Genomic DNA, 17,744 nt, shown 5'->3' with positions numbered 1-17,744 from the left:
GCCCGCGCCCGGCCTGCGCGAAGCACGCGCGGGAGCGCGCAAAGAGAGGAGCGCGCCGTACCCAGGTACCGGGCGGCCGACCGAACATTTCCGCGGGCCGGTGTTCCCCGCCCCGTGCGGGCTAGGGCGGTGCCGAACGGGCAGACAGAGCGCCGTGACCTCTCCGGATACGCCCGCCGGCCGGGAAACGCCGCCGCTGAAAAAGGCGCTGACCACACCGCTGCTCTTTCTGTTCATCCTTGGCGATGTGCTGGGCGCCGGGGTGTACGTGCTGGTCGGGGAGGTGGCCGCGGAGTCGGGCGGTGCCGTGTGGGTGCCGATGCTGGTGGCCTTGGCGCTCGCGCTGCTGACGGCCGCCTCCTATGCCGAACTCGCCACGAAATACCCGTCGGCCGGCGGCGCCGCGCATTACACCGGCCGCGCGTTCGGCCCCTTCGCGGGTTTCTTCACCGGTTTCTGCATGCTTTCCGCTGGCCTGGTCGCCGTTGCCGGGCTGGCCCGCGCCTTCGGCGGGGACTACCTGGCGGCCTTCGTGACCCTGCCCACCACCGGCGTGACCGTGGTGTTCCTCGGCGCGCTGGCGCTGCTGAACCTGCGGGGCATCTCGGAGTCCGTGCGCGCCAACGCCGTGGCCACCGTGGTCGAGGCGGGCGGCCTGCTGCTCATCGTCGGCCTCGGGGCGTGGATCGCGCTGCGCGGTGACGGGCACTACGCGGAGCTGACGCGCCTGGGCACGGAGGGGAACGGGGCGGCGGCGGCCGTGCTCGGCGGCGCGGTGGTCGCCTACTACTCGTTCGTGGGCTTCGAGAGCTCGGCCAACCTCGCCGAGGAGACGCACGATCCGCGGCGTTCCTATCCGCGGGCGCTGTTCGCCGCGCTTGGCACGGCGGGCGTGATGTACGTGCTCGTGGGCCTCGCGGCCGGGATCGCCCTGCCCACGGCCGAACTGGCCGGGTCGAGCGGCCCGTTGCTCGAAGTCGTCGACGCGGCGGGCGGCGTCCCGCACCGGCTGTTCAGCGCGATCGCCCTGGTCGCCGTGGCCAACGGGGCGCTGCTGACCGGGATCATGGCCTCGCGGCTGGCCTACGGCATGGCCCGCGACGGGCTGCTGCCCGCGGGCCTCGCCCGGGTGCTGCCGCGCCGCCGCACGCCGTGGGCGGCCATCGCGGTCACCACCGTCCTGTCGATGCTGCTCGCGCTCACGGGCGATGTCACGACCCTGAGTTCCACGCTGGTCCTGCTGCTGCTCGTCGTCTTCACGGGCGTCAACTCCGCGGTGCTCGCGCTGCGCAAGGACCGGGTCACCGCGGATCACTTCCGGGTGCCGCGCGTGGTGCCCGTGCTCGGCGTGGTCTCGTGCGTGGTCCTGGCCACCCAGGTCGAGGCCGACGTATGGCTGCGCGGACTGCTGGTGATCGGCGCCGGAGCGCTCCTCGGCGGCCTCGCGGCACGCCGGTTCGCCCCGCACCGGCATGACCGCGGCGGCCACGGGTACGCGGAAGCGCCAGAGAAAGAACGTGGGTGAAAGGGAGATGACCAAGACCGAGCAAGAACCGGCCCGAAGCCTCGACGAGGAGTCGACCGGGGCACTGATCTCCAGAACGTCCCGGCAGCTCTCGCAGCTGATGCGCGAGGAGATGCAACTCGCGCAGGGCCGCCGCGCTCGCGGCGTGCGCCGCGGTCCTGGCCGTCCTGGGCAGGAGGCAGCTGCCCGGGGCCGCGCCGCCCAGGCCGGAACAGGCAATCGACAGCGTGCAGGCCGACGTGGCCGAGACCAGGGAAAGGGCACACCGATGACGAGCAACACCAAGGTCACAGAAGAACTGCGGGCCCAGGTGGACGGGACCCGCGAACAGCTGGGCAGGACCGTGGCCGCGCTGGCCTCGAAGGCACACGTGAAGGACCGCGTCGCGGGCAAGGCGGCCACCTTGAAGGGGCAGGCCACCACGCTCAAGGGACAGGCCACTTCGCTCAGGGGACAGGTGCGGGGCAAGGCGGTCGCACCGGCCCGCAGGCAGGCAGGCCGGGCCACTCACCTGGTCCGCAGCTCCCCCGTGCCGGTCGCCGCGGTGACGGTGGCCGTCGCGACCGCGGCGTTCCTCGTGATGCGGCGCCGCAGCCGGAGGAACCGGTGAACGCGACCAAGGCCGCCTACCGGCCCGTCGGGCTGATCAGCGGCACGCTCGGCGGGCTGGTGGCCGGGGCCGTGTTCAAGCAGGGGTGGAAGAGCCTGCGGCACGACGAACACACCTGGGGCGCCACCGACCGCGACCGTTCCTGGCGCGAGATCTGGCTGGCCGCCGCGGCCCAGGGTGCGGTCTTCGCCGTGGTCAAGGCCACCGTGGACCGCGCCGGTGCCAAGGCGGTGCACCGGGCGACCGGCACCTGGCCCGGCTGATGGCGGCAGGCGGGCGACCGCGGCGGGCGACCGGCCCGCCGTCCGCCCGGCGCCGCGGCGCTCACTGCGCCGTCCACTTGGTGACCCACTCCTCGTTGACCCCCGCGATGGCCGCCTCGCAGCGCCGCACGAACGCGTCCTCGGCGTCCGGGCCGCGCGCCGCCCGCCCGGCGGACCACTCGTCGAGCAGGCGGCGCAGCGCATCGGCGGCCCGCACGAACACCACCTGCTGCGACTGGTACTTGGCCGCGAGTGAGTGCGCCGAGAGGGTGGCCGCCACGGTCGCCGTGACGGCGACCCAGGCCGCCGCCTGCTCCGCGCCGAAGGCGCCCGCCAGCGCGCCGAGTGCCGCCCCCGCGATGCCGAGCGCCAGTTCGGCCCGCCGCACCAGGACCAGCCTGCGCCGCATCAACTCGGCCCTGGGCCGGTAGTAGCCGTCGATCTGCCGCAGCAGCCGGTGCTCCAGATAGGAGCCGACATCGGTGACGGGCGGCGGAACGCGCGGCACCGGCCGCAGACCAAGCGTCTCCGGCAGCAGTTCCGACGCCTCGGCCCGCAGTTCCTCGACCCGGCGGCGCAGCGCCTCCGTGGCGCCCGCGCCCCGGTAGGACGAGACGCCCGCGAGGAACGCGTACCCCTCGTTCTTCATCGCCTCGCTCACCGAGCGCAGCCGCGTCCACCGCTCGATCGCCGCGGGCCCGGCCCGGCCGGCCAGCAGCGGGGTGACACCGGCGGCCAGCGCGGCGCCGAAGGCCAGGGCGCCACCCAGGAGTTGACTCCATCCCATGAGCTGCGCGGCGGCGGTGCCGAAGACCGCGGCGGCGATCCCGAGGGCCAGCGCACCGGAACGCGCCCGGTCGATGCCCCGCTTGAGCCGGTCCGCCGCCTGTGACCACACGCTCTGCTCGTCCCACACGGCCTGCGCGGCCGTGTGGCCCCCAGGATTCGTCACCCCCGGATTGTCGCGGACGCCGGTAGGCGGGCGCAAAGCGCCGGTAGAATGCGTCACTTGGCGTTTCGCCGGCTCACAGGGAGGGGTGCGCCGTGGCCGCGCAGGAGGGCACCAGCGGGGCGGAGGGCGCGAGCGGGCGCGCCGTCGTCGTCCGCGCGGGCGAATCCGACTCGACGGGATTCCTGCTGGCGCCGCGGCTCGTGCTGACCGGCTACCTGCCGCGGGCGGGCACCATCCGGCTGACCCTGCCGGGGCACGCCGAGGACGTTCCGGCCGAGGCCGTCTGGTCGCAGGCCGACGAGGGGCACGACGCGGCCCTGCTGCGGGCCGAACGGCCCCTGCTGTCGGCCGAGGAGTTCGCCGCCCGCGGCCCGCTGATCCTGGCCCCGGTGCGCTCGGCCGCGGCCCGCGACATGCGCGTCGAGCACTACGGCGGTGAACCGGGCGGCGAGCCGCGCCTGTTCGGCGACGCCTGCGAGTTCGTCCTGCACTCCCCCGGGGCCGACCACCTCTCGCTGCGCGTGCGCCGCTGGCTCGACCTCGCGGGCATCATCGGCGCGCCGGTGCTGATGGGTGCCGCGCTGGTCGCCCTGGTCGGGCGGCACCGTTCCGCGCAGGGCCACATCGTCACGGCCGCCGCGACGCTGCTGCGGGACGCGGGTTTCGTCAGGCAACTGGCCGAGCACGGGGTGCCGGTGACGGACCCGGCCCTGCGCACGGCGTTCGAGCAGCGCTGGCGCGACAGCGTCGTCGCGCGGTACGGGGACCTGACGGTGAACGGGGCGGCCGGCGGCACCCACGCCGTGCCGCTCGACGCCGTCTGGCTGCCGCCCGAGGTCCTCGGGCGGCGGCGGGGAGCAGCCGTCGAGGGCATCGAGCAGGTGCTCGCGGCCCGGCACCGGGTGCTGCTGTGGGGCCCGGCCGGTTCTGGCAAGACGGCGGTCGTGCAGCGCCTCGCGGTGGCCGCCGCGCAGCGCCGGGGCCCGTTCGCCGACAGCGTGCCGTTCGTCCTGCCGCTGCGGGCGCTGATGCGCTCCGGCCGCCCCCTGCCGCCGCCCGAGGACTTCCCGCGGGCCGCCGGATTCGGAGAGGCGCCGGCGGGCTGGGCGTCCGAGGTGTTCGCCGCGGGGCGGGCACTGGTGCTGGTCGACGGCGTGGACGAGGCGCCGCCCCGGCAGCGGGACCGGGTCGGCGCGTGGCTGCAGGACCTGCTGGCCGCCTTCCGCGGGAACCGCTGGCTGATCACCTCGCGGCCCGACCCGGCGCTGTCGTCCTGGGCCGACCGCTACGGCGGTTTCACCGAACGGTCCCTCGGGCCGCTGTCCGCCGCCGCCATGGGGGACCTCGTCCGCCGGTGGCACCGGGCCGCGGGGGACGACGAGGACACGGCCGAGGAACTGCTGGCCACGCTGCGCCTGCGCGGCGACCTGACGCGCCTGGCGACGAACCCACTCATGTGCACGCTGCTGTGCGCGCTGCACCTGGAGCGGGGCCGCCTGCTCCGCGGCCGGGCGGCGCTCCTGGACGCGCTGCTCGGCGTGCTGCGCCACCGGGACACCGAACGCGGCCTGACCGAGGACTCGGCTCCGGCGCACGAGGCGCAGACCGAGGTGTTGCAGCGCCTGGCCTACTGGCTGGTGCGCAACGGCTCGTCGGAGATGCCCTGGGAAAGCGCCGTGCGCTCGGTCGAAACGGCGCAGAGCCCGTGGCCCGGCATGCCGCCCGCGGAGGAGTTCCTGCGTCTCCTCGTGGTCCGCAGCGGGGTGGTGCACCAGACGGCCTCGGGGAATGTCGCCTTCCTCGACCGCGCGTTCCTCGACCACTTCGCCGGCCGCGCCGCGGTGCTGGAGAACGACCTGCCGATGCTCGTGGCGCGGGCCGAGGCGGAGGCGTCGTGGGAGGACGTGTTCCGTTCCGCGGTCGCGTTCGCCCGGCCGCGCGAACGTTCCCTGCTGCTGGCGGGCCTGGTCGAGCGCGGCGGCCGGGCCGGGGACCCCGCCCGCGGCGTGCGGCTGCGGCTGCTCGCTCTGTCCTGCCTCGCGGAGGCGCCCGAACTCGACCCGGAGGTGCGCACGGACATCCTGCGGCACGCCGCCGGGCTGGTCCCGCCCGCGAACGAGGAGGGCGTCGCCCTGCTGGCCGCCGCCGGGCCGCTGGTACTCGAACTGCTGCCCGCGCCCGAGGATGTGGACGGGCCGACGGCCCGGCTGATCCGCGACCTGGCCACGCGGATCGGCGGCCCCGCGGGAGCCGCCCTCGCGCAGCGGTTCGCGGAGCGGATGGCGCTGAGTGCGGCGGGCAGCGGCCCCTGGCTGCCCGACCGGCCGCTGCCCTCCGGCTGGGTGCCCGACCGGCCTGCCGCCGACCTGGCGAGGGCCGCCCCGCCGGACGGGCCCTTCGCGTCGGACCCCGGGGTGCTCATGCTGTCCGCGGGGCAGCCCTGGACCAGCGCGGCGGTGCCGGTGCACACCGTCGTCTCGTTCGGCGACCGGGCCAGGTTCGGCGCGCTCGCCGGGCTGCCGGAGCTGCGCTCCCTCGCGCTGATCGGCAACGGCGTCGCGCAGGAGGCACTGCGCCAACTGCCCGGCCTGCCGCGGCTGCGGTCGCTCGTGCTGCACGGGTGCAGCCTCACGGACCTGTCGGTCGTGGCGGCCACGGGCGTGATGTTCCTCGAACTGTGGCCCACCCCGCCGCCGAATGTGCTCAGTGGGCTGGCCGGGGCCGGGTGGCTGCGCGTGCTGTATCTTCCCGACGCGGCCGGCCGGTCCGATGCCGACGCCGCCCAGGCCGCGTTGCCGACCGTACTCGTCCTGCACCGCCCCGGCGGGCTGGTCGACGAGACCTATCTTCAGGAACCTGCGGAGGTGCGCCCGTGAGGCCGGACGAGTCGGGCGGGGGGCAGCCGGGGGTCGACGTGCTGCGCTACGCCAAGGAGTTCGACCCGGTCCGGGACACGGGCCGGGACACCGGCCGGGCCGCAGCCGCGAGCGGCGGGGACGACGGCTACGCCGAGGACGACGAGGTCTACGTCTTCGATGACGAACGGCTCGTGCTCGCCGTCAACGTCGCGCTGAAGACCGGCCGTCCGCTGCTCCTCTACGGGCCGCCTGGCTCGGGCAAGTCCTCCCTCGCGCCGAACGTGGCGCGCATCCTGGGCTGGCGGCACCGCTCGTTCGTGGTGACGGCCCGCACCGAGCCGGAGGATTTGATGTGGCGCTTCGACGCGCTGCGGCGGCTGAACGACGCGCAGGCCAACGCGCTGTCGGAGGACATGGCGGTCTACTACCCGAGGGGCCCGCTGTGGCTGGCCTTCGAGGAGGCCGGCGCCTCGCGGTCCGTCGTCCTCATCGACGAGATCGACAAGGCGGACCCCGACCTGCCCAACAGCCTGCTGGAGCCGCTGGGTTCGCTGTCGTTCCCGGTGCCGTGGGACAGCGGGCGGCGGGTGACGGTCACCCCCGCGCAGGCCCCCCTGGTCGTCATCACCACCAACGACGAACGCGAGCTGCCCCGCCCGTTCCTGCGCCGCTGCATCGTGTTCGAGCTGAGCGCGCCCTCGGAGGAACACCTGCTGCGCGTGGCGCGCAAGCACCTCGGGGCGCGTTATGACGAGACGCTCGCCCGGCAGGTCGCCGGGGCCCTGCTCAACTTCAGGGACCGGCTCGACGACGGGGCGGCGGGGCCGAGCACCGCCGAGTTCCTCGACGCGCTGAAGGCAGGGCAGCAGCTCGGGGTGGTCCCCGGCACGCCGGAGTGGCAGGTGCTCGAAGCCGTGGCGCTGCGCAAACGGCGTGACGCGTGGGACCACCGGGCATGAGCGGGCGCGGCGAGATCTTCCTCGGCGACCTGGTCAGGGCGCTGGCCGCGCTGCGGCCCGCCGACCGGGCCACCGCGGGCGCCGTCTGCGAACTGCTGGGGCTCGCGGGCCCTCCCGCGCCGCACCCCCCGGCCGTGCCGGGCGCGGGCGCGCACCCCGCGGACGACAGACCGGCGGGCCCGGCCTCCGGGGACGAGGGGGCGGCGCGGTGGGCGGCCCCGCCCGCCGACGCGGACCGGCCGACGCCACCCGTTCCGGCCGCGGCCCCGGCGTTCTCGCTGACCGTCACGGAACGCGGCGGCCCCGGGCCGGCCGAGCGTCCGTCGCTGCCCGAGCCGCTGTCCGCCGCGGGGCAGCTCTCCGCGCTCTCCTACGAGCCGCCGTGGACACCCGGCTGGGCGCGCGGCGTCATGTTCGCCGTGGTGGCCACGCCGGTGGAGAGCACGCGCGTCGACCAGCGGGTCCTGGTGCGGAAGGTGTCGCGCCACCAGGCGGTGCGTTCCGTGCCGCGCCTGCGGCGGCCGAGCACCAGGCAGGGCGTGCAGCTGTTGATCGACCACAGCCCCGGCATGGCCCCGTTCACCGAGGACAGGGACTGGCTGCGGTCCCTGGTCGGCGGCGTCGCGGGGCGGGAGCGCGTGGAGACGCTGCGGTTCCGCGGCTCCCCGGCCCGGGGCGTGGTCGGCACGGACCCGCTCGCCCCGCAGCCGCACCGGCCGCCGACCCCGGGCACGCCGGTGGTCCTGGTGTCCGATCTCGGGCTGCTGCGCCCGCCGTTCGCCGGGGCCGCGGTGGCCGCCGCGGCCGAGTGGACGCGGTTCGTGGACTCGGTGCGGCACGCCGGGTGCCCGGTCGTGTGCCTCACCCCCTACCCCGCGGAGCGCCACCCGGCGCCGCTGCGGCAGCGGGTGACGCTGATCCCGTTCGACCGCGGCCTGTCGGTCACGGTGGCGAGGCAGGCGCGGAAGGCCGGGCCGTGAGCACCGCGGGCCCCGCGCGGGAGGCCGCACCCGAGACCGGCCCCGGCGACTCAGGCGACTTCGGCGACTTCGGCGACTATCTGGCCCGGCTCGCGCGGGAGCGGCCCGACCTGGTGACGCTCGCGGAGTCGCTGTCGCTCGCGGCCACCGTGGACCGGCCCCTGCTGCGGCGCGCGCGGCTGCGCTTCGTGCCGCGCTCGACGGCGGGCCTGGAGGCGGAGCTGTGGTTCTCGCCGCTGGTCGAGGCGGTCGGCGAGACGGCGCTGCTGTTCTCGCCCGAGGCCGCGGCGGCGCTGCGCGCCCGGCTGGCGGAGCGGCCCGCGGCGCACCGGCTGGCGGTGCGCACGCTGATCGACGAGGCCCACGCGAGGGCCCCCGGCATCGTGCGGGTGTGCGAGGACCTGCTGTGGGCGGACGTGGCACCCGCCGCAGTCGCGGAAACGCACCTGTCGCGGCAGGTGGGGCGGCTGCTCGCCGCGGTCGCGGACGAGGGCGAGAGCGGCGACGACATGGGGCGCTGGGCGCTGTACTACCTGAACCGGCTGCCGCCGGGCGTCCGTTCCCGCCGCGACGTGTGGCAGGTGCGGGTGGCCTCGGCCGAACGGCTGGGGGCGGAGCCGCCGGAGAACCCGCACGGCCACCCGCCCGCGGTCGCCTCCGCGGCCCGCGCCCTGGTGCACCGCGAGGTCGCCCTCGGCGTGCGGCTGCGGTCCGACGGCCTCGTCCTCAGCCGCCCGCCGCGGCCGGGCGACCGGGTCGTGCACGTGACGGGCGGGCCGCGGACGCGCCTCGACGTGCGGCACCTGCTGAGCCATGCGGACGAGCCGCGGCGGATCGAGTTGCGCGAGGGGGACGCCGCGCACCTGCCGTTCACCGTCGTCCAGATCTTCGACAGCGGGGGGAACGCCGTGCTGCAGGTGGCGCACCCCGGGGCGACGGGCGAGGTCGCCGTGGCGCGCGAGCCCGGCGGCCCGGCCCGGGTCGCGGTGCTGCTGCCCGACGGGGCGATCGCGCTGCACGACGACTCCGGGGCGGAGACGGACCGCATCCCGCCGGGGAGCGGGCGGCGGCAGCCGGCCCTGTCGGACGAGGGGCAGATCCTGACCTGGCGGGAGAACGGGGTGCCGGTGGTGTGGGACCTGCCGATGATGCGGGAGCTTGGCGGGCGCGCCGTGCTCTCGGACGCGCTGCTGCTGCGCCCGGTGTCCGGTACCGGGGACCCGGGGCTGTGGCGGCGGCCGCCCTTCCACGTCACGCACCACGCGGACGCGGGCCGGGGCACGTGGGTGGCGGCGGGGACCGGCGGTCCCGTGGAGGTCCGGGCCGAGGACGGTTCCGCGTTCCTGCTGGTACCCGAGGCGTTCACCACCGAGGAGACCCCGGGGGTGCCGTCGTGGAGCCGCGGCTGTGTCCTCGCCGAGGTGCCGTGGGGCACGGCGCACCCCGCCGGGCTGCCCGCCCGGCTGTCGGACCTGGCCGCCGCGGGCCTTGACGGGATCGTGCTCACCGATGCGTGGGCGGAGGCCGACAGCGCGCTGCTCGAACTGCTTCCGCACACGCGCGCCGCGGGGCTGCGCCTGCTGGTGGATGTGGAACGCGGCTCCGCGCGCCCGGCCGAGCTGCTCGACCGCGTGCGGCGGCTGCTCGACCGCGGGGCCGACGGAGTGCGTCTGGTCCCTGGAGCCGGAATCCTGCCGCCGAGGGAGGATCTCGGGCATCTGCTGGCCGCCTACCCGGACCGGGCGCTGATGGTACGCATGCCGACGTGGCCGCGGTTCGACCGCCGGCAGCCGGCGGCGACGGTGTCGGGCGCCGAGGAATACGTCGCGTCGGTCGTCCCGCCCTTCGCCCCCGACTCCCAATTCAGCGTCCCCCTGCCGCAGCCCCCGGACGCCCAGACCACGGGACCGGCGGCGGAGGGGGCCGCCGCTTTCGCCCTGTCGCTGCCCGGTTCACCGGCGCTGCCGCTGCCGCTCGCGACGGCCGGCGCGCTCCGGCCGCTGCTGCGCCAGCGGCGCAACCAGCTGGCGCTCTCCCGCGGGGACTGCGAGGTGATCCGCGCGGACGACAGCGTCCTCGGCCTGCTGCGCCGCCACGGGGACGAGCGGGTCCTGTGCCTGGTCAACATGTCCGGTGCGGAAGCCGGCTGCGCCTTCGGGGACGAGCCGCCGGCCGGGCGGCCGGTCGACCTGCTCGGCGAGGGCCGGGACCTGCCGCGCGACCGGCTGCCGGAGCGGGTGGCCGTTCCGGGGCACGGGGTGCGGTGGTTCCGGCTGCTGGCGCCCGCGCCGGACGACTGAGCCGACGCCACCGTCCGCCGCCCGCACCCGACCCCGCACCCGACCCGCACCTCCAGGGAGCCGCCCGACATGGCCCGCCCGCGCATCTTCGTCAGCCACAGTTCCCGCGCGTGCGCCGACGCGTCCTGCGGCTGCTCCGGGTACCTGGAGGCCGCGCTGCGGCTGGTGGAGGAGGCGGGCTGCACGCCCGTCTCCGACCGGGACGTGCTGGCCGCGGGCGATGCCTGGCACGGGGTGCTGATGCGGGAACTCGGCAGCTGCCAGGGCGCCGTCGTCCTGATCTCGCCGCACGCGCTCAGCTCGCACTGGGTGCTGGAGGAGGCGATCGTCGCCGCGTACCTGTGGGAGGTGACGGACGGCGCGTTCCCCGTGATGCCGGTCGCCCTGCCCGGGGTACGCCGCCGTCAGCTGCGCGGGTCGAAGCTGGAGAAGGTGGACCTGGGCAGGTTCGACATGGCCGACTGGGGCACCGAGGACGATCCGAAGGCCCCGCCGCACCGGCTGCGGGAGACGCTGGCGCGGCTGGCGCAGCGGCACGGGTCACTGCCGTACCCGCGGGTGACGGAGCTGATCGCGGACCGCGTCGGCGCCCTGTCCCCCGTCGTGCTCACGGACGTCGCGGAGCTGCTGGGCGTGACGGTGTTGCCGCAGGCGCCCGCGCACATGGGCTACGTGGTGTCGGCGGGGCTGCTGAGCGAACGGCCGGTGGCCGCGCTTGGCGCGCACTGCGCGATGCGCAAGGCGCTCGGCCGGTTCCTGCACCTGCTGAAGCAGGAGGAGCACCGGCAGGAAGTGGTCGACGTGGTCGTGCCGTTCGCGCGGGTACCGGGTCTCGCGGCCGAACAGCTGAACGGCCTGCGCGGCGCGGGGGGCGGGCGGACGGCGCTGCTGCGGGCCCGCTGGCCGGCCACGGCCGACATGTACGTGCGGCGGGCCAGTGAGCATCCGCGGCCGTGGCCGCTGCACAAGCCGGTGCCGCGGCCGGGGGGCGGGTTCGTGGACGGCCTGGTCGAGGAGATCCACGCCTTCCTGGTGCGGGAGCTGTGCTACGGCATGCCGTGCGGCGCGGAGGATCTGCGGCGCATCCTGGCCCGGCAGGAGGAGGAGTGCGGGCCGGTGACGATCGTGCTGAACGCGGAGCCGGACCAGGAGCTGGTCCGGCGCCTGACGGCCGCGTTCCCGCAGCTGCTGTTCCTCTTCACGTCCGGCGGGGCGCCGGACGGCAGGGCCGGGCCCTGGATGCTGCTGGCGAGCCTGCCGCCCGAGCAGGAGCTGGACATGGTGCTCACCCACCGCGACTTCACGCCGGTGCCGCCCGCCCCGTCGGCGGGGCGCGGCCGGGAGCCGGGGCGCGGCCGGGAGCCGGGGCGCGGCGGCGGAGTAGCCTTCGGGACATGACAGGACAAACGAAGCCCGCGGCGGGGTGGTACGCCGATCCGTACGGTGCGCCGAACCTGCTGCGCTGGTGGGACGGCGCCCGGTGGACCGAGCAGACGCACCGGGAGCGGACCGTGCAGGAGGGCCCGCCCGCGGCTCCGGGACCGGCGGGCCCGGCGGGACCGACGGGACCTGCCGCGGGTGGTGGCGGCGGCACCCCGTTCACCGAGCCGGTGCTCGTGGTGAGCCAGAAGACCAAGATCATCGAGCTGACGAACGAGTACGCGGTCTTCGACCAGAACGGGCAGACGATAGGCGCGGTGGTGCAGGTCGGCCAGAGCACGCTGAAGAAGGCGGCGCGGTTCCTGTCCAGCCTGGACCAGTTCATGACGCACCGGCTGGAGATCAGGGACGCGCAGGGACAGCCGCATCTGGTGCTGACGCGGCCGGCGAAGTTTGTGAAGTCGCGGGTGATCGTGACGCGCGCGGACGGCAGTGCGGTCGGCGAGATCGTGCAGCAGAACGCGATCGGCAAGATCAACTTCGCGATCATGGCGGAGGGGCGGCAGGTCGGCGCCGTCCGGGCCGAGAACTGGCGCGCGTGGAATTTCGCCATCGTCGACCACACGGAGACCGAGGTGGCACGGATCACCAAGACCTGGGAGGGACTCGCCAAAACGATGTTCACCACGGCGGACAACTATGTGGTGCAGATCCACCGGCAGTTGGCGGACCCGCTGCTGAGCCTGGTGGTGGCGACCGCCCTGACGGTGGACACCGCGCTGAAGCAGGATTCCCGGGGGTTCGGCTGACCCAGTTCCCGGCGGCTTGTATGATCTTCGACCGCACCTATGTCCGACCGCAGGCGGGAAAAGATCTATGGCCACCGCAGTCGGCCGAGCCGTCCGGGCGCGCGTCGCCGTCGCCGCGCTTTTCTTCACCAACGGCTTCGTCTTCGCCAACGTGGTCCCGCGCTACCCGGAGATCAAGGCGGACCTCGGACTGTCCAACACCGCCCTGGGCACCGCGATCGCGGCGATGCCGCTCGGCGCCCTCGTGGTGGGGCTGCTCGCCAGCCCGCTGATCAAACGGTTCGGCTCCGCCTGGACGGCCGTGATCTCGCTGGCCCTGATGGGCGTCAACATCGTCTTCGTCGGCACCGCCCCCGGCTTCGCGCTGCTGTGCGCCGCGCTGTTCATCGCGGGCAGCCTGGACGGCATCACGGATGTGGCGATGAACGCGCACGGCCTGCGCGTCCAGCGGCTCTACGGCCGGTCGATCCTGAACGCGTTCCACGGACTGTGGAGCGTCGGCGCGGTGCTCGGCGCCATCGCGGGCGCCGGGGCGGCACAGGCCGGTCTCCCGCTGGCCGGGCACCTGACGGCGGTGGGCGCCCTGACGGTGGCCGCCGCCTTCGTCTCCTCCCGCTACCTGCTGCCGGGCGCGGAGGACGCCGAACGGGAACAGAACGCGGCGGACCCGGCGGGCCGGCGGCCGGGGCTCGGCCTGCCCGTGGTCGGTCTGCTGGCCGTTCTGGGCCTGCTCGCCGCGGCGGCGGCCGTCATCGAGGACTCGGGCGCCTCGTGGGGCTCGGTCTACCTGCGCAACGAGCTGATGGCCAACGCCTTCGTCGGCGGTCTCGCCTTCGCCTCGCTCCAGGGCATGCAGACCATCGGCAGGCTGCTGGGCGACCGCGTCGTGCAGCGGCTGGGCGAACGCAGCACCGCCCGGCTCGGCGCGGTGCTCGTCCTCGTCGGCATGGGCGCCGCGCTGCTGTGGCCGTCGGTGCCGAGCACCATCGCGGGCTTCGGGCTGGCCGGGCTCGGCATCGCCACCCTGATCCCCGCCGCGTACCACGCCGCCGACGAGATTCCCGGTCTCTGGCCGGGCGCGGGCATCACCGTGACCGCGTTCCTGCTGCGGATCGGCTTCCTGCTCTCGCCGCCCCTGGTCGGGCTGATCGCCGACGCGGAGTCGATCCGGCTGGGCCTGGTGATCGTGCCGCTGGCCGCCCTCGTCGTCCTCCTCACGTCCCGCATCCTCGACGCCCGCGCCCGCGGCACCGACATCGGCACGGGTGCCGGCGCCGGTGCCGGCACGGCGGACTGAACCGCCCGGCGGTGGCCGGGCCGGCGGGCCGGCCCGGCCACCCGGGGCGTCAGTCCTCGCGCCGCTCGATCGCGGCGGGGCGCAGCTGCGCCGCCCGCACCCGCGCCACGTCCAGCTTCGTGGTGCGGTCGAAGCGGTAGATGCCGTTCTGCTCCTGGAACACGTCCGTCAGCTGCGTGTAGCAGTAGCCGAACATGTCCTGGTCGTCCAGCAGCACGCCGGTCAGACCGGCGAAGCGGACCTGGAACTCCTCCTCGTCGCGCGGCCGGTCGCCGTATCCCCAGGACTCCTGGCGGTCGTCGCCGCGCGCCTCGGCCGCCGTCTCCGGATGCCACCAGATGCCGCCGAACTCGCTGACGAAGTACGGCTGTCCGCGGTAGGGCACCGACCAGGCGCGGCCGTCGGCATAGGCGTTGACGTACGGCTCGTCGCGGTCGAGCCCGGAGACCTGCTTGGCGAAGGCGGCCGGGTCCTGCTCGTAGGTGTGCGAGTCGTACACGTCGGTCTCGGCGACCCGGTGGGAGTACCCGGACGCGTCGACCACCGGGCGCGTGGTGTCCATCGCCTTGGTCGCCAGATACATGGCGCGGGTCACCGAGTCGAGCTGGGTGATCCGGTCGTGCAGCTTCTGGTACGTCTCGTTCAGCGGGCACCAGCCGACGATCGAGGGGTGCGAGTAGTCGCGTTCGACGGCCTCAAGCCACTGGCCGACGTAGGAGGCGTCCGGCTGCTGGTTGTCGCCGGAGGTGCCGCCGACCTCGCAGCCCCAGTCCCCGAACTCGCCCCACACCAGGTAGCCGAGCCGGTCGGCGTGGTACAGGAAGCGCTCCTCGAAGACCTTCTGGTGCAGCCTGGCCCCGTTGAATCCGGCCGCCATCGCCAGCTCGATGTCCCGGACCAGCGCCTCGTCGCTGGGCGCGGTCATCAGCCCGTCGGGGTACCAGCCCTGATCGAGGACGAGCCGCTGGAAGACCGTCTTGCCGTTGAGCGTGATCGCCTTGCCGCGGATTCCGACCGCCCGCAGTCCGGCGTAGCTGTCGGCCGCGTCGACCACGTCACCCGCCGCGTCGAGGAGTTCGAGGCGCACGTCGTACAGGTGCGGGTCCTCGGGGCTCCAGGTGCGGCGGCGGTCCTCCGGGACCGACAGGTACAGCCGGGGCGCCAGGTCGAGGTCGGCCCGCGCCTCGGCGCGCGCCACCTCGCCCCCGGCGTCGCTCAGGACCGCACGCACCCGGTACCCGGGGCGGTTGCCCGAAAGCGGCAGCTCCAGGTGGAAGGCCGAGCCCGCCAGGTCGGGAGTGACACGGGGGCGCCGCAGGTGCACCTCGGGCACCGCCTCCAGCCACACCGTCTGCCAGATGCCGGTGGTACGGGTGTAGTTGCAGTCGTGGTTGGCGTACCTGACCGCCTGCTTGCCGCGGGCCTGCGGCCCGGACCTGGGATCGCGGGCCCGGACGGTGACCGTGAACTCCCGGCCGGGCACGGCCACACCGCCGAGGTCGGCGGTGAAGGGGGTGAAGCCGCCGCGGTGACGCGCCACCTCGGTGCCGTCGACCCACACGGTGGTGTCGTAGTCGACGGCCTGGAAGTGCAGCAGTATCCGCTTGCCCGCCCAGGCCGCGGGTGCGAGGAGGGTGCGCCGGTACCAGACGGCTTCCAGGAAGTCGGTCTCGCCGATGCCGGACAGCTCGGACTCCGGACAGAAGGGAACGGTGATCTCGCCCTTGAGGTCACGATCGAGCAGGCCGCGTTCGATACCGCTGTCACCGCGGTCGAACTCGAACTGCCAGGTGCCGTTGAGGTTCAGCCAGTCGCCGCGAACGAACTGCGGCCTGGGGTACTCGGGCCGCGGTACGGCGGAGGGGGAGGACACAAGAACTCCTGTGGGAGGGAACGGTCGGTACGGGGTTCCGTACCGTGCGGGCGGCGGCGCGCCGCGGTCAGGAACCGCCGAGGCCCGTGGTGGCCACGGACTTCACGATGCGCCGCTGGAAGAAGAGGAAGACGATGATCAGCGGTGCCGCGGCCAGCACGGCGGCGGCCATCGACTGGGCGTAGGCGACGCCGTAGGCGTCCTCGACGGTCGCCAGGCCGACCGGCAGCGTCATCAGGTCGGTATCGCTGGTGATGATGAACGGCCACATGAAGTTGTTCCACGCCCCGATGAAGACGAACACCGAGACGGCGGAAACGATCGGCCGCGACAGCGGCAGGACGATCGACCAGAAGACCCGCAGGTCGGAGGCGCCGTCGATGCGGGCGGCCTCCTCCAGCTCGCGCGGTATCGCGTCGAAGAACCGCTTGAGGATGAACACCATCATCGGCGCCACGACCTGCGGCAGGATGATCGCCCAGTAGGTGTCCACCAGGTTGAACGCGAGCATCTCCTGGAACAGGGGCACCATCAGCAGCTGCGGCGGCACCATGATCGAGGCGACCGTGACGGCCAGCAGCGCCCGCCGCCCGCGGAACGTACCGCGCGAGAAGCCGTAGGCGGCCAGGGTGGACAGCACGATCGTGATCAGCGTGATCAGGCCCGCGGTCAGAATGCTGTTGAACGCCCAGATCGGCAGCGTGCCCCGGTCGAAGACCTGGCGGTACGCGTCCAGGGTCAGTGCGCCCTTGATCGGGTTGAACCCCGGCGAGGAGATGTCCCGTTCTCTCTGGAAGGAGGTGATCAGAGTCCAGACGAAGGGCAGCACCCACAGCAGCGCGAAGATCCCGAGGGCTCCGCCCGCCAGCACGCGGGGCAGCCGGCCGTGACCGAGCAGCAGCGGCGCGCCCACCGCCTCCGGCGGGCGTCGGCGGCGGGGCCCGGCCGGGGGCAGGGAACGGGGACGCGTGGTCGTTGGGGCGGACACGGTCAGCCCTCCTTGCGCGGCATGAACCGCAGCTGGGCGATCGAGACGATGACGATGATCGCGAAGAACAGGTAGGAGATGGCCGAGGCGTAGCCCAGCCGGTAGCCGGTGAAACCGACGTCGTAGATGTACTCGAGGATCGGCCGGGTCGAGCCGTTCGGACCGCCCTTGGTCATGATGTAGATCTGGTCGAAGACCTTCAGCGACGCCAGGACCTGCAGCATCACCACGAGCACCGTGGTACGGCTCAGCTGCGGGAGCGTGATCGAGAACAGCCGCCGCCAGGCGCCGGCGCCGTCCAGGGCGGCGGCCTCGTAGAGGGTGTCGGGCACGGACTGGAGAGCGGCGAGGTAGAGCAGGAAGTTGAAGCCGATCGTCCACCAGACGGTCAGCGCGGCCATCGACCACATGGCGAACGCCTCGTCCGAAAGCCAGCCGACCGGGGCGATGCCGACCTTGTCGAGCGCCTGGTTGAACATGCCGAGATCCGGCTGGTAGAGCCACTGCCAGATCATGGTGACGACGCTCACCGGCAGCAGATAGGGCGCGAAGAACGCCAGCCGCCACACCCACTGGCCGGCCAGCCCGGTGTGCACCAGCAGCGCCATGCACAGCGCCAGGAGCACCAGCGGCACCACCGATATGACCGTGAAGAAGACGGTGTTGCCCAGCGAACTCCAGACGTCCGGGTCACCGAACGCCTCGGCGTAGTTGTCGAAGCCGACGAACTCGGTGTCCTTCAGGGACAGCGACTGGTCGGTGAAGCTCATCCAGATGCCCTGGACGATCGGCCAGACCATGAAGAGGGCGAAGACCACCGCGAACGGGAGGACGAAGAACAGGCCGGTGCGGCGACGCCGGACGGGTGCGGCGGGCACGGTGCTCCCGCCGGTCTCCTCGGTCACGGGGACTTTCGAAGCTGTGGTGCTCACGTTGCGGCTCCTAGTCCT

14 protein-coding genes are annotated in these 17,744 nt (G+C 74.2%); 10 read left to right on the top strand and 4 right to left on the bottom strand.

Annotated elements, in window-relative coordinates; all coding sequences use genetic code 11:
• Positions 1 to 154 precede the first annotated feature (154 nt).
• The 3 genes from RM779_RS06510 (at position 155) to RM779_RS06500 (ending at position 2,398) form a co-directional block, all read left to right on the top strand.
• On the top strand, positions 155 to 1,525 hold the full coding sequence (locus tag RM779_RS06510; protein WP_311616689.1) for an APC family permease: 1,371 nt from the start codon (positions 155 to 157) through the stop codon (positions 1,523 to 1,525).
• Positions 1,526 to 1,793: 268 nt separating this feature from the next.
• Positions 1,794 to 2,135, top strand: a complete 342-nt coding sequence (locus RM779_RS06505) for a DUF3618 domain-containing protein (protein ID WP_311616688.1) — start codon at positions 1,794 to 1,796, stop codon at positions 2,133 to 2,135.
• The gene (locus tag RM779_RS06500) at positions 2,132 to 2,398 is read left to right on the top strand and encodes a DUF4235 domain-containing protein (RefSeq protein WP_311616687.1); all 267 of its coding nucleotides are present in this window, start codon (positions 2,132 to 2,134) and stop codon (positions 2,396 to 2,398) included. Before RM779_RS06505 ends, RM779_RS06500 begins: the two co-directional genes overlap by 4 nt.
• A gap of 61 nt (positions 2,399 to 2,459) precedes the next feature.
• Here the strand turns inward: RM779_RS06500 and RM779_RS06495 are convergent, their stop codons facing one another.
• Entirely contained in the window at positions 2,460 to 3,350 is an 891-nt protein-coding gene (locus tag RM779_RS06495) for a DUF4231 domain-containing protein (protein WP_311616686.1), read from the bottom strand.
• Between the two features lie 92 nt (positions 3,351 to 3,442).
• Here RM779_RS06495 and RM779_RS06490 point away from each other — a divergent pair, with 92 nt between their 5' ends.
• The 7 genes from RM779_RS06490 (at position 3,443) to RM779_RS06460 (ending at position 13,933) form a co-directional block, all read left to right on the top strand.
• Entirely contained in the window at positions 3,443 to 6,226 is a 2,784-nt protein-coding gene (locus tag RM779_RS06490; RefSeq protein ID WP_311616685.1) for an NACHT domain-containing protein, read from the top strand.
• Positions 6,223 to 7,167 (top strand): AAA family ATPase, encoded by a 945-nt coding sequence (locus RM779_RS06485; RefSeq protein WP_311616684.1) that lies wholly within the window; start codon positions 6,223 to 6,225, stop codon positions 7,165 to 7,167. The genes RM779_RS06490 and RM779_RS06485 overlap by 4 nt, the downstream gene beginning before the upstream one ends.
• Positions 7,164 to 8,147: a hypothetical protein gene (locus RM779_RS06480; RefSeq protein ID WP_311616683.1), complete on the top strand. Its 984-nt coding sequence runs from the start codon at positions 7,164 to 7,166 to the stop codon at positions 8,145 to 8,147. The genes RM779_RS06485 and RM779_RS06480 overlap by 4 nt, the downstream gene beginning before the upstream one ends.
• Positions 8,144 to 10,447: a hypothetical protein gene (locus RM779_RS06475; protein ID WP_311616682.1), complete on the top strand. Its 2,304-nt coding sequence runs from the start codon at positions 8,144 to 8,146 to the stop codon at positions 10,445 to 10,447. The genes RM779_RS06480 and RM779_RS06475 overlap by 4 nt, the downstream gene beginning before the upstream one ends.
• A 69-nt stretch (positions 10,448 to 10,516) precedes the next feature.
• On the top strand, positions 10,517 to 11,845 hold the full coding sequence (locus RM779_RS06470; RefSeq protein ID WP_311616681.1) for a toll/interleukin-1 receptor domain-containing protein: 1,329 nt from the start codon (positions 10,517 to 10,519) through the stop codon (positions 11,843 to 11,845).
• Positions 11,842 to 12,636, top strand: coding sequence for a phospholipid scramblase-related protein (locus RM779_RS06465; protein WP_311616680.1), 795 nt, complete (start codon positions 11,842 to 11,844; stop codon positions 12,634 to 12,636). The genes RM779_RS06470 and RM779_RS06465 overlap by 4 nt, the downstream gene beginning before the upstream one ends.
• A 67-nt stretch (positions 12,637 to 12,703) precedes the next feature.
• Positions 12,704 to 13,933, top strand: coding sequence for an MFS transporter (locus RM779_RS06460; RefSeq protein ID WP_311616679.1), 1,230 nt, complete (start codon positions 12,704 to 12,706; stop codon positions 13,931 to 13,933).
• Positions 13,934 to 13,982: 49 nt separating this feature from the next.
• On the opposite strand, the gene RM779_RS06455 is transcribed toward RM779_RS06460, so the two are convergent.
• The 3 genes from RM779_RS06455 to RM779_RS06445 all read right to left on the bottom strand — a co-directional run bounded on the left by RM779_RS06455 (position 13,983) and on the right by RM779_RS06445 (position 17,726).
• A complete protein-coding gene (locus RM779_RS06455) occupies positions 13,983 to 15,806 on the bottom strand; it encodes a glycoside hydrolase family 2 protein (protein ID WP_311616678.1) in 1,824 nt (607 codons plus the stop codon).
• A 67-nt stretch (positions 15,807 to 15,873) separates the two neighbouring features.
• Positions 15,874 to 16,794: a carbohydrate ABC transporter permease gene (locus RM779_RS06450; RefSeq protein WP_394813237.1), complete on the bottom strand. Its 921-nt coding sequence runs from the start codon at positions 16,792 to 16,794 to the stop codon at positions 15,874 to 15,876.
• Between the two features lie 2 nt (positions 16,795 to 16,796).
• Complete coding sequence (locus RM779_RS06445) at positions 16,797 to 17,726, bottom strand: carbohydrate ABC transporter permease (protein WP_394813236.1); 930 nt, start codon at positions 17,724 to 17,726, stop codon at positions 16,797 to 16,799.
• Between the last annotated feature and the right edge of the window lie 18 nt (positions 17,727 to 17,744).

Origin of the sequence: Streptomyces johnsoniae (genome assembly GCF_031845565.1) — a bacterium.
GTDB classification, from domain to species: domain Bacteria; phylum Actinomycetota; class Actinomycetes; order Streptomycetales; family Streptomycetaceae; genus Streptomyces; species Streptomyces johnsoniae.
This window is presented reverse-complemented; position numbering and strand designations above follow the sequence as displayed.